This is a genomic window from Lysinibacillus sp. FSL K6-3209, from assembly GCF_037976175.1.
Taxonomy (GTDB): domain Bacteria; phylum Bacillota; class Bacilli; order Bacillales_A; family Planococcaceae; genus Lysinibacillus; species Lysinibacillus sphaericus_D.
In genome coordinates this window covers 991,764-1,004,341 of sequence record NZ_CP150264.1, presented here as the reverse complement: position 1 = coordinate 1,004,341, position 12,578 = coordinate 991,764, and the positions used below count along the sequence as shown (strand labels likewise).

The window sequence follows — 12,578 nt, the reverse complement described above, 5'->3', positions numbered from 1 at the left end:
CATGTACCTCCATTAGGTTGTGTGTCATGAACGTCTATGTATGACGTCCTTCATTATTTATTTGGCTAAATAATGTAAAAGCCCCGCTGATGTCGTCAGCGAGGCATAAGGAGGCGTGACAAACTATAGTAAGCCTATTACTTACTTATTGCTTGTCCACAACTTCCCTTTTTTTGCCTCTCTGGACAATTCATTAAAAGGTACTACTATGATTGATTATTTTGATTGTATGGTACTGGTATATCAGCTTCTTTTTTACCTGGTAGAATTGCATTTAGCACAACACCGATAATCGCTGCTAGCGCCATGCCTTCTAAACTTAATGATTCTGTGACGATAAATTTCGCACCGCCGATACCAATTACAAGGATAACAGAGGCAATCACTAAATTGCGGCTGTTACCAAAGTCCACATGATTGTCTACTAGCATACGTAAACCGCTTGATGCGATGATACCAAACAGTAGAATGGAAACACCACCAAGAACTGCTGTTGGAATCGTTGCAATCACCGCCATTGCTTTCCCGAAGAATGACAGCACAATTGCTACGACTGCCGCACCTGCTATTACATATACGCTGTAAACTCGTGTAATGGCAAGGACACCAATGTTTTCACCGTATGTTGTCTTTGGTGGACCACCTATAAATGCACTAATCAAGGTCCCAAAGCCATCACCTAGTAAAGAACGGTGTAAGCCTGGTTCTTTAATATAGTCTCGATTGACTACTTTTCCTAATACAAGTTGGTGACCGATATGTTCTGAAATGGTTACAATCACAATCGGTACCATCGCGAGTAAAATTGTCGATGTAATCGTAAAGTCATAATTTACACCTGGGATAATAAAATGTGGTAGTGCAAACATTTTCGCCTCTTTAATTGGTTCGAAGTTGACGATCCCGATAAAAATCGAGTAGACATAGCCAACTATTAAGCCGATTAATATTGGCATTGTACTTAAAATTCCCTTAAAGAAGATGGTAAAGATAATCGCTGTAAATAATGTGACAAGTGCCGCTGAGAAATGTAGCAAGTTATATTCTCCGTCAACATTCATTGCCATGTTAACTGCTGTTCCTGATAAGCCAAGACCGATAACCATAATAACTGGCCCTACAACGATAGGCGGAAGGATTTTCATAATCCATTTATAACCGCTCTTCCAAATTATAAGTGACACAATGCCGTAGGTAATTCCGACTGCCATCGCTCCGATCATAGCATTACCTGGATTTACACTTAAACCATTGTCATCTAAACCGCCTGCAGCGATTAATATCGGTGCGATAAAGGCAAAGGATGAACCTAAATAGGCTGGTACTTGAAACTTCGTAATTAATAAGAAGAACAATGTGGCAATCCCACTTGTTAGAAGGGCGATTGCTGGGCTAAGCCCAACCAGTTGTGGTACTAAAATTGTTGACCCAAACATAGCAAACATGTGTTGGAAACTTAATGTCACTAATTGGACTGGGGTCGGTTTATCATTTATATCTAATACTGCCTTTGACATGACGCTTCCTCACTTTATAATTAGTCTTCTTTATAAATAATGACGCAATCTTCGCCATCAACTTCTAGTAAATTAACGACGATACGTTCCGTTCCTGATGTCGGAACATTTTTCCCAACATAATCCGCTCGAATTGGTAGCTCACGGTGTCCGCGATCAATTAGCACTGCTAGTTGAATTTGCGCAGGTCTTCCTAAATCCATTACTGCATCTAGTGCCGCTCGAACTGTACGTCCTGTATAGAGTACATCATCGACTAAAATAATTTTTTGGTTGGCTACCACATAATCAATATCTACTTGCTCGACATGTGCCTGTTCATTTTCATGCTTCGTTGATAAGTCATCTCGATAAAGGGTGATGTCCAACTCCCCTGTACGAATCGCTTTACCCTCGATTTTTTCTATACGTTCTGCTAAGCGTCTTGCAAGGAAGGCACCGCGCGTTTTAATCCCAACTAATATACATTCGTCAATTCCTTTATTGCGTTCAATAATCTCATGTGCAATACGTGTTAATGCTCTTGTCATCGATGGCCCATCTAATAGCTCATTTTTTGACATTTTTTGTCCTCCTCTCTTTCCTCTATTTTCATCGGGTTGTTACAGATGCTTACACACTTGCAAAAGCATCATTGAAACGGCATAAAAAAACCTCTCGAGGCGAATAGCCTGAGAGGGTTGAGTACGTGTTTAAATAGCATGTTGGAAAAATTTGCAGCACAAATTTTAGCAACACGTTCACATGTACCTTCTCAGCCTCTCTGGACTGCCATTAAAGGTGAATATTAAGTTAAAGTCGTTCATTCACTTTCGTTAGTATAGACCTTCTTTAATTATCCGTCAATCCTTATTTCTTAATTCGTCTAATAATTGTACATAATCAACAGGAAGTGGTGCTTCAAACTCCATATATTCGCCAGTAGTCGGATGCGTGAATCCTAAAACACCTGCGTGCAATACTTGTCCACCAAAATCAATGGTCTTTCTTGGTCCATATTTTGGGTCGCCAACAAGTGGGAATCCAATATACTGCATATGGACACGAATTTGGTGTGTACGTCCCGTTTCAAGACGACACTCTACTAATGTGTAATCACCGAAGCGTTCAATTACTTGGAAGTGCGTCACCGCATGTTTCCCTTTATCCACAACAGCTTGTTTTTGACGGTCCTTTTGATCACGTCCAATTGGTGCATCAATTGTCCCTTTATCGTGAGCAATATGTCCATGCACAAGCGCTGTGTATTTACGTGTGACTGTTTTATTCACAAGCTGCTCAACTAATGATTCATGTGCTTTATCATTTTTCGCTACCATAAGCAAACCTGATGTGTCTTTATCGATTCGGTGTACAATACCTGGACGCATGATCCCATTTATGCCCGATAAATCTGTGCAATGATACATTAAACCATTTACCAGTGTACCCGTCATATGCCCTGGCGCAGGATGGACTACCATTCCTTTTGGTTTGTTGACAACGAGTACATCTGCGTCTTCATACACGATTTCAAGGTCTAAATTTTCAGCAATAACGTCTAAAGGTTCTGCCTCTGGCACGACGATTTCAACAACATCGCCTGCTTTCACCTTGTATTTTGCTTTTACTGCTTCACCATTTACTTTAACAATTCCTTCTGTAATCCAATTGCTAATTTGTGTACGAGACCATTCATTCTGTATACTCGAAACCGCTTTATCAATGCGCTCTCCTTGTTGCTGTTCTTCAATTGTATATGATACTTGTGTCATTGTTTCACCTGTTTCTTTTCTTTTTTATCTTCGGCGATTAAACCAATCATTAATACGACAACGGCAATTGTTAATGCTGCATCCGCAATATTAAAAATCGGGAAATCGTAATTAATAATAGGGATTAATACGTCGGCAAAATCTACTACTTCTCCTCTAAATATACGGTCAATAAAATTACCAATGGCACCGCCCAATAACAGCATTAAGCCCACTTGAAAAAGAGGCTTGCCCTTTGCCTCTTTATGATAAAAGTAAATGATGGCAATAATAACACCTATTGTCACGATAGAAAATAACCACATTTGCCCTTCAAGCATCCCCCAGGCTGCACCTCTATTACGATGAGATAAAATACCAAACCAAGGATCCCATACGGCAATACGTTCACCAAACTCCATATTTTTCACAATTAGCCATTTTGTCCATTGATCGAGAATAATGACAAAAGCGGCCAATCCATAATATTTATACACAGCTATTCCTCCGTTCACTCAACATCCTACCTATTCTACCATAAGAGCTTATATAGCAATAACTAATATAACATGAAAATATGACAGAAACACACGCTGTAGTCCAAAAGTAAAAATCATAGCCTGCCGCTATCCTACTAAAGCCATTTCCTAATAAACAACAAGTTGTCCCTCTATTCGAGGAAGCTTTCCATTCAAAAATAGAAAACCGTTGATTTCCGTTCCAGGCGCTCCCTTTCCGCAGGCACGGCTTCAACTAATTTTTGCGGCAGAAGCCGCAAAAATGGATTTTCCGCTCGTGCTGTTCCTGCAGGAGTGTCGCGCCTTCCACTCCAATCAACTAGTATCGACTGCTAATATGATATTCTGGTTTGAAAAAATACATCAAGATGGTGACGCTTTTCAACAGCGGTCTCACTGTTTAGTCTAGCCGTCTTAATATAGTAAGCTTTTACGTTTTTCGTACAATTTTTATAGAAGTTTAAAAAACGGTAGACCCACTCAAAGAAATTTGAATGGGTCTACCGTCTATGCTTTCTTCACTAAAAGAACTAACGTGCAATGTTAATCATCTATGCAGTTTCGGATTCCTTCGAGTGCACTCGCTTCATGAAATCGTTTACATCAGCAGGTACTTTACGATCTAATAATGACACAACAATAACAGATAGGAAACCGACTGGTACTGTTACGATGCCAGGGATTTTGAATTGTAGGAAACTTGGAAGTGTTCCTGGTAAGAAAATCATCCACATCGACACGAGGAGACCAATCACTAACCCTGCAATTGCTCCTTTTTCGGTCATCCCTCTCCACCAAATACCTAATATAAAGATTGGTGTAAATGTACTTGCGGCAACCGTAAATGCTAAAGCAACTAAATGACCGATGGAAGCATCCTTTACGAGTAACCCAAGTCCGCCATATAAAATACCTAAAATAACAATCGCCACTTTTCCAGCAACTACACGCTGTTTTTGTGTAATATCTTTTTTCATAAAGCTAGCATATAAATCATGCGCTAATGCACCAGAGCTTGTAATAAATAATCCTGATAAGTTAGAGAAAATAGCAGCGAATGCCCCTGCAATCACAAGACCGAGCAGCCAATCGCCCCCTAATGCAAGCGCCGTTGTTGGAATAACCATATTATTGCCACCAAGCACTAAATCTCTCATTACTTCCTCACTCGCAGTACCTGAAATGAAAATAGCACGACCAACAACCCCTAAAAATACGGCTAACAAGAAGAATGCACTCGCAATACCAATCGCCATTAAAGCAGATTTACGTGCAGCCTTAGCACTCGGATTTGTATAAAAACGCAATAAAATATGCGGTAACCCTATCGTACCTAATGCTAAACCAATGGTCATACTAATCGTTTGCCAAAACGTCGGGAAATAGAAGCCTGTCCCCGTCCATGCGGCACCATCAAAATTTATATCGCTTCCATCCAAGGCATACGGTGATGTCCCAGTAATAGGTCCATTAAAGGAATTGATGGCTGCTAAAATTTTATCGTAATGCAAGCCACCATACATCGCTGCAATAAGCATCACAATAAATGCACCTAGACGAATCCACAGCTCTAATGCTTGGTTGATCGTCGTGCCCTTCATACCACCGATTCCTACATAGAAAATCATCACGACACATGTGAAAATAATACCAAATTCATAAGAAGTCCCAAAGAACATACTTAATATTTGTGCTGCGCCTAGTAGCTGTGGCGCCGCATAGAAACCTGAAATTGCTAAAACTACAATGACTGCGGCTAAACGAGCTCGTCTACTATGAAAGCGATAGGCTAAAAAGTCTGCTACGGTAAATGCACCAAATCTTCTTAATGGCCCAGCAACAAAAATAGCTAATAGCGTCAAACCAATCGAGAAGCAAAATGCATAATAGGCTCCATCATAGCCTAATTGAAAGGTTAAACCAGCAATCCCTAAAAATGTAGCTGCACTTAAATAGTCTCCCCCTATAGCTGAACCGTTCGTAAACCATCCAAAGCTCCGTCCCCCAACGAAGAAATCAGATGCTGTTGTATTTTTTTTCGTTAAATACGTAATGTATACAATCGTTCCCATTAGGGCAATTGTTAATAACATTTTTGGTTCTAAAATTGTCTCTAACATTCAACCTACCCCCTTAAGTTGCACTACTTCGTTGACATCTCATATTTTTTCAAGCGCTTTTCATACAATGTCGTATGCACAAAGGCAATGACAAAAGCCATCAACATCATGACGATTGTCGTAACAAACCAAGTAACGGTCATACCGCCCCACAATTTCTTAAATGCAAATTCAGGAGCAAACCAATTCATCACTGGAATAGTAAAAATTAAAATAAAATAAAATACCGTTAAGCTAAATCCTGTAGTAAACTCATCCTTCATAATTTTATGTGTTGTCGGATCTAACGGTGGCAAATCTTTCACATCTACAGTTCCAGCTTCTACATACTCGTAATCATGACTTCCTGCCATATTACTAACCCCCTTTTGTATAGATGAATAATTATCTGAAATTTCAAATTATTATTCACTACAACTATTCTATTCTATTTTTCCAATAATATAGGTACAATATTTTGCTGTATTAGTACAAAATATTGCTATTTTAAGTTAAAATATTTCTAGTAACCTTCATTATATTTTTTGACTTTAGAAAGGGGCTGTTTAGTATTTTAGGCGTCGTATGGTACGTTGAGAATTCAATTGAAAAACAGCAAATGCTAGGGTGGTTAGAAGAATTCCTCCCTAACACATTTACTGAATGTACACAACCAAGTGCACATGAAGTAGTTATATTCGTCTATGAAATTAGGGGATTATTTGATTGGATTAAGGTCAATCGTTTAAAGAAACATTATCCTAACAGTATAATTGTCCCGATTGTTGCAGTACACCTAGCTTACTCGGCTGGTATTGCCATTGAATTAAATTTACAAGCGCTTCTAATAAAACCGTTGCACAAACAAAAGTTTTTACGAATTGTAAAAAAGCTTTATACTTCCTATAAAGAACAGCAAGCAAGTACAGTCACGATGCTTGAACTTTCGCAACAATTTCCTCAAGATCATACATCGCCGTTTCGCGAAGCGTTTTTGAGACGCTTAATACGGGGAGAAATCAACAATGAACAGGAAATTGTACAAGCCTCTTCCTTTTTATCAACTGACTGTATTCCCAATATCGTTTTCTTAATTCAAGGCTACGTAGATATTCAGCACAACCGACCGATTCCTTATGATGCTAGTAGTGTAATTACAAATGTTTTTCGTCAACACTTTGCCGATAAAGCACCGTTGTCCTTTTTAAATTTCGAGCGTTATTTATTACTGCTCATGCGGATTCCTATAACGTATACATCCTTTAAACATTGGGAAGAGGGTGTCACTACTTTACTGACAGTGATTGAGCAATTGAAAAACGATTATAGTATCCATCTTTTTATGGGCATTGGTGGTGTTTTTTTGCAATCTATGCAAGTCAAAGAATCCTATAGTCAAGCTAGAAAAGCACGTAGAAAGCCACCAGTCGATAATATTCATATACGATTTTATGAGGATTTAACGAAGCATGAACAGCTACAAAAGGCTATTCACTACATTGAGGAGCATTACGATGAACAGCTAGTTATTAGCGATGTAGCAAAATCTATTAATTTTAGTCCTACTCACTTTAGCCGATTATTTAAAAAAGAAACGGGTCGTAATTTTGTCGATTATGTAGCGTATACACGCATAATTAAAACACTCCCATACTTGCGGAAATTTGACTACACCATTGAAAAAATCGCAGCAAGCTCTGGCTTTAATACACCCAATTATTACAGCCTTACATTTAAAAAATATGTAGGAATATCTCCAACGGATTACCGAAACACAATCGAAATATTGTTTAAATAAAGATTACTTTTGCATGTTTGTATCCTAAAACCTATTCATCTAGACATCCTCGCTTACCTCCCATTTATGGTCTACTTTCCACTATGTTCTTAATTTGGATCGGTATGTTCAACATTTTCCACGCATTCAAAAAATGAGCAGCCGATCTAAAATCATCGAGCTGCTCATTGTTCATTAATTTTTATACATAATATTTTTCAACAACTTCGGCACAACGAGCACACACTGTTGGATGTGCTTCATTTGTTCCAACTGTTGCAGAAATTGACCAGCAACGCTCACATTTTTCGCCTGTTGCTTTTTCAACAACAATAGAAACATGTTCTAACGCTAACGCTTCAGCAGGAGCTGATTCAATTGCTGCTACCTCAAAAGCAGAAACGATAGAAAGTTGGGCAAAATCAATGTTTGCATCATGCAATAATGTTAACACTTCTGGGTTAGCATAAACTGTTATTTTCGCTTCAAGAGACTTACCGATTGTTTTAGCATTACGCGCTTCTTCTAATGCTTTTAGAATATCATCACGCACTTCGATAATCGCTGCCCATTTGCCACGAAGCTCCTCAAAGTTTGCTTGCTCATCTACTGATGGGAAATCAGTTAATTGCACTGACACCTCTTCTACAACACCTTGTGCATGTAAGTAAGACCAAACCTCATCCGTTGTATGTGGAATAATTGGTGTCATGACTGTTACTAATGTCATTAATGTATCATACATGACTGTTTGCATTGCACGACGGTCTTTATTGTCATGCCCTTCAATATAAACAACGTCTTTTGCGATGTCTAAGTAGAAAGAAGATAATTCTACAGCAACAAAGTTATTCACCGCATGGTAGACAGCCGCAAAATCATAGCGGTCGTAAGCAGCACGCACCGTTTTTAAGACATCTTGTAAACGCATATAAATGTATTGATCCATTTCGCGTAAATCTGCATAGGCTACACGATCTTTTTGTGGATTGAAATCAGCTACATTACCGTGTAAGAAACGGAATGTATTACGGATTTTACGGTACACTTCAGACACTTGTTTTAACATATCCATAGAAATACGCACATCAGCCGTATAATCTACAGATGCTACCCATAGACGTAAAATATCAGCACCATATTGGTCCATTACCTTTTGAGGGATAATAACGTTTCCTAGTGACTTACTCATTTTGCGACCATCGCCATCAAGAACGAAACCATGCGTTAATAAGCCTTTATAAGGCGCATGGCCATTAATCGCCACAGATGTAATTAACGAAGAGTTAAACCATCCACGGTGTTGGTCAGAACCTTCTAAGTAAAGATCTGCTGGATATTTCAGTCCACGTTCGACTAGCACACCTTGGTGAGATGAACCTGAGTCAAACCAAACGTCCATAATATCATTTTCTTTCGTAAACTCACCATTCGGGCTACCTGGATGTGTAAAGCCTTCTGGCAATAATTCTTTCGCAGTCATTTGGAACCAAATATTTGAACCATGTTCACGGAATAATGCAGAAATATGCGCAATTGTTTCTGGTGTAATGATTGGTTCACCATTTTCAGCATAGAAAATTGGAATTGGTACACCCCATGCACGTTGACGAGAAATAACCCAATCGCCACGATCACGAATCATATTATAAAGACGTGTTTCACCCCAAGCAGGTGTAAATGTCGTCGATTTAACCGCTGCTAATAATTCATCACGGAAGGCATCTATAGACGCAAACCATTGTGGTGTAGCACGATAAATAACTGGTTTTTTCGTACGCCAGTCATGTGGATACGAGTGCGTAAAGAAGCTTAATTTTTCAAGTGCGCCAACTTCTTCTAATTTGGCAGTAACCATTTTGTTTGCATCATTGTAGAAGACACCTTCAAAACCTGGTGCTTCGTCTGTATAACAACCGCTGTTATCCACTGGACTAAGAATAGGTAAACCATAAGCTTTCCCAATTTGATAGTCATCTTCACCATGTCCTGGAGCTGTATGAACACAACCTGTACCTGCTTCAGCAGAAACATGTTCCCCGACCATCACAAGCGATTCACGGTCGTAGAATGGATGTTGTGCTACAAGACGATCTAATGCTTCCCCTTTTACTTCTTGCACAACTTCGTACGTTTCCCATTCAAGCTCTTTTGCAACTGTTTCTAACAATTCTTTCGCGATAATGAATTTTTTATCTGCTACCGCCACAACCACATAGATAAACTCTGGATTTAACGAAATCCCTAAGTTTGCAGGTAGTGTCCAAGGTGTAGTCGTCCAAATAATAAATTTCGCATCGGCTGGCACAACACCTTTTGCGTCTTTAATAGCAAAGCTGACATAAATAGAAGCTGATTTAACATCTTTATATTCAATTTCTGCTTCCGCTAATGCTGACTCAGATGAAGGCGACCAATATACAGGTTTTAAACCTTTATAAATATAGCCTTTTTCCGCCATTTTACCGAATACTTCAATTTGGCGCGCTTCAAATTCTGGTTTTAACGTAATATATGGGTTTTCCCAATCGCCACGAATACCTAGACGGCGGAATTGTGCACGCTGATTGTCAATTTGCTCATAAGCATATTTTTCACAAAGCTCACGGAAATCTGCAATGGACATTTCTTTACGTTTAACACCTTTGTTTGTTAAAGCTTGTTCAATTGGTAAACCATGTGTATCCCAACCTGGAATATAGTTGACATGATAGCCAGTCATGGAGCGATGGCGTGTAATCATATCTTTTATCACTTTATTTAACGCATGGCCAATATGAATATCACCATTTGCATATGGGGGGCCATCATGTAACACATACTCTGGGCGACCAGCTGTACGCTCCATTTGTAATTTATTGATGTCCATCTCATTCCATTTTTCTTGCATTTTTGGTTCATTTGCTGGTAAGTTCCCACGCATAGGAAAATCCGTTTTCGGCATTAATAAGGTTTCTTTATACTCCACCATTTGTAATTCCTCCTTTATTTTTCGCAAACAGAGAACAACTGCTTAGCATTCATGGCATGCAGCTTCTTCAAAGCCTCAGCAAAGTAAATGCAACACGACTTGCGCTTTTTTTAAAAACGATGCTATTTCGAATGTCCTGCGAATGTTGCCCTAAAAGTCAAAACAGTAACAACAAAAAAGCCTCTCAATCCCTGTAAGGGACGAGAAGCTTGAACTCGCGGTACCACCCTAGTTGTAGTACATAATATACTACCGCTTGAAAGCACGTTAACGTTGTGCGCTCCGAAATAACTTACTAGCCGTTCAGTTATTTAGCTCAGAAGTGATTTTCTTTGTTATTTGCTTGTATGGGCTCCCACTATCCCCAAATCGCTTGTCAACGCCTAACAAATACTGTCTTCGTCTCTGCCTCTATGCATATAAGTGCTTATTTTATTTACTATTACAATAGTATATGGAAATCCACGAATTGCGTCAAGTCATATTCATCACATGATACCTTCACTTTTAAGTAAAAGCCTTATTTACATTTCTTCTGACTCTTGCGCTTCCTCAACAGAAGACTGAATTTCGGTTAAATCAATATCATACTGCAATAAATGATCCCAATCATCTGCATTCAGTAAATCTAACTGTGCTTCTACAAGCATTTTAAAACGATTGCGGAAAACCTTTGATTGTTTTTTCAGTTCATCTATCTCGATTGTTACTTTACGTGCTTTCGTTAATGCCTCATTGACGATGCGATCAGCATTTTTTTCTGCTTCCTTCACAATAAGCTTTGCTTCTTTTTGCGAATTTCTGCGTACTTCATCAGCCGCCTCTTGGGCAACCACTATAGATTTTTGTAATGTTTCCTCTAAAGAATTAAAATGTCTCGCTTGCTCTAAAGCCATTTCTAATTGCTTATCGACTTCTTTTTTTTCACGCAGTAATTTTTCATAATCTTTAATGATTTGATCTAAAAATTCATTTACTTCATCTTCAGCATATCCTCTGAAAGATTTTGTAAACTCCTTATTATGTATATCAATAGGTGATAATGGCATACGATCCTTCTCTCCTTTACATGTACATTCGTAATTCTTATTATACAATTGTTCTAACAACTTAGCAGTAAAAATAAATGGAAATTACATGTTTTTTAGCCTTTTTGGGTCAATCGACCGATTTGTAAACGGATTTTATCTTTCTTTGTTCGGCCTTCAGTCATTATTATTTTCACTCGACCACTTCCACGTATGGACAAAATATCACCTTCTTGACACTCAAAAGCAACTGTATCTCGTTCAGTCCAGTTTACTCGCACTTTTTTTCCTGTAATAAGTGCTTGAGCTTTTTGACGAGAAACCTTTAATACCGTTGCAATAATGACATCTAAACGCATAGAAGACACCGTATGTGACTCCTCCTGCCAGTCCTCTTCATTTTCGATAAGTGCTTGGAACTCTTTCATTGATTCGACATGTACTTTTACTTTCCCAATCCCCGTTAAATGAAGGCGTATATAATCTGCCACCTCTTCCGCTACGACAAACTGTACTTGTTGTTCATTGACGCGAATATCCCCGAATTTGGCACGATCAAGGCCCAGTGATAAAAGGGCACCGAGTACATCGGGATGACGTAATTGCACAAACCTTGCAGGATAGTGAATAGTAAAGACTTTCAGCTGGTAATCTTCCTTCTGGGGCTCAAAATATGTTGGGAAAATAAGCATGCGCTGACGTTCTGCCTCATGAAATAGACCATCACTTGTTGTATGGAGCACATTGTTTTGCCCAATAACAGATGCTACAATAAAACGCTGTCTTGGGTCTAAAAAATCAGTAAGTTTAGGGGCATAACGATCTTCCACCTCGCGCTGCCAGCTTACTACTTGCTCAATAAAGGGTTGCTCGTCCTTCCTAAAATGTTGTATTAAATGCTCCATCTATCGTTCACCTCATCTACCTCATCCATT

Annotated in this window: 10 protein-coding genes and 1 other annotated feature; of the genes, 1 reads left to right on the top strand and 9 read right to left on the bottom strand. The window is 38.9% G+C overall.

Features of this window, described 5'->3' with window-relative positions; all coding sequences use genetic code 11:
- Positions 1–206: 206 nt before the first annotated feature.
- The 6 genes from MHH88_RS04740 to MHH88_RS04715 form a co-directional block, all read right to left on the bottom strand.
- Complete coding sequence (locus MHH88_RS04740) at positions 207–1,517, bottom strand: solute carrier family 23 protein (RefSeq protein WP_069510232.1); 1,311 nt, start codon at positions 1,515–1,517, stop codon at positions 207–209.
- Positions 1,518–1,537: 20 nt separating this feature from the next.
- Positions 1,538–2,080 (bottom strand): bifunctional pyr operon transcriptional regulator/uracil phosphoribosyltransferase PyrR, encoded by a 543-nt coding sequence (gene pyrR, locus MHH88_RS04735; RefSeq protein WP_024362119.1) that lies wholly within the window; start codon positions 2,078–2,080, stop codon positions 1,538–1,540.
- Positions 2,081–2,359: 279 nt separating this feature from the next.
- Complete coding sequence (locus MHH88_RS04730) at positions 2,360–3,271, bottom strand: RluA family pseudouridine synthase (protein ID WP_339261704.1); 912 nt, start codon at positions 3,269–3,271, stop codon at positions 2,360–2,362.
- Positions 3,268–3,747: a signal peptidase II gene (gene lspA, locus MHH88_RS04725; protein WP_069510235.1), complete on the bottom strand. Its 480-nt coding sequence runs from the start codon at positions 3,745–3,747 to the stop codon at positions 3,268–3,270. The genes MHH88_RS04730 and lspA overlap by 4 nt, the downstream gene beginning before the upstream one ends.
- A 572-nt stretch (positions 3,748–4,319) precedes the next feature.
- Positions 4,320–5,888, bottom strand: coding sequence for a cation acetate symporter (locus MHH88_RS04720; protein WP_069510236.1), 1,569 nt, complete (start codon positions 5,886–5,888; stop codon positions 4,320–4,322).
- Positions 5,889–5,911: 23 nt separating this feature from the next.
- Complete coding sequence (locus tag MHH88_RS04715) at positions 5,912–6,241, bottom strand: hypothetical protein (protein WP_024362123.1); 330 nt, start codon at positions 6,239–6,241, stop codon at positions 5,912–5,914.
- A 245-nt stretch (positions 6,242–6,486) separates the two neighbouring features.
- Between MHH88_RS04715 and MHH88_RS04710 the strand changes: the two genes are divergently transcribed.
- A complete protein-coding gene (locus MHH88_RS04710; protein WP_069510240.1) occupies positions 6,487–7,665 on the top strand; it encodes an AraC family transcriptional regulator in 1,179 nt (392 codons plus the stop codon).
- Positions 7,666–7,846: 181 nt separating this feature from the next.
- On the opposite strand, the gene ileS is transcribed toward MHH88_RS04710, so the two are convergent.
- From ileS to MHH88_RS04695, 3 genes are all read right to left on the bottom strand, one after another.
- Positions 7,847–10,615, bottom strand: a complete 2,769-nt coding sequence (gene ileS, locus MHH88_RS04705) for an isoleucine--tRNA ligase (RefSeq protein WP_339261703.1) — start codon at positions 10,613–10,615, stop codon at positions 7,847–7,849.
- A 193-nt stretch (positions 10,616–10,808) separates the two neighbouring features.
- Positions 10,809–11,030: a binding site (T-box leader), on the bottom strand.
- 109 nt (positions 11,031–11,139) lie between these two features.
- A complete protein-coding gene (locus MHH88_RS04700) occupies positions 11,140–11,664 on the bottom strand; it encodes a DivIVA domain-containing protein (RefSeq protein ID WP_024362126.1) in 525 nt (174 codons plus the stop codon).
- Positions 11,665–11,759: 95 nt separating this feature from the next.
- Positions 11,760–12,548: an RNA-binding protein gene (locus MHH88_RS04695; protein WP_339261702.1), complete on the bottom strand. Its 789-nt coding sequence runs from the start codon at positions 12,546–12,548 to the stop codon at positions 11,760–11,762.
- Positions 12,549–12,578 lie beyond the last annotated feature (30 nt).

Coding starts and splice junctions, on each gene's coding strand:
- MHH88_RS04740 (WP_069510232.1), bottom strand. CDS start 1,517: ATGTCAAAGGCAGTATTAGATATAAATGATAAACCGACCCCAGTCCAA.
- pyrR (WP_024362119.1), bottom strand. CDS start 2,080: ATGTCAAAAAATGAGCTATTAGATGGGCCATCGATGACAAGAGCATTA.
- MHH88_RS04730 (WP_339261704.1), bottom strand. CDS start 3,271: ATGACACAAGTATCATATACAATTGAAGAACAGCAACAAGGAGAGCGC.
- MHH88_RS04720 (WP_069510236.1), bottom strand. CDS start 5,888: ATGTTAGAGACAATTTTAGAACCAAAAATGTTATTAACAATTGCCCTA.
- MHH88_RS04715 (WP_024362123.1), bottom strand. CDS start 6,241: ATGGCAGGAAGTCATGATTACGAGTATGTAGAAGCTGGAACTGTAGAT.
- MHH88_RS04710 (WP_069510240.1), top strand. CDS start 6,487: ATGCTAGGGTGGTTAGAAGAATTCCTCCCTAACACATTTACTGAATGT.
- ileS (WP_339261703.1), bottom strand. CDS start 10,615: ATGGTGGAGTATAAAGAAACCTTATTAATGCCGAAAACGGATTTTCCT.
- MHH88_RS04700 (WP_024362126.1), bottom strand. CDS start 11,664: ATGCCATTATCACCTATTGATATACATAATAAGGAGTTTACAAAATCT.
- MHH88_RS04695 (WP_339261702.1), bottom strand. CDS start 12,548: ATGGAGCATTTAATACAACATTTTAGGAAGGACGAGCAACCCTTTATT.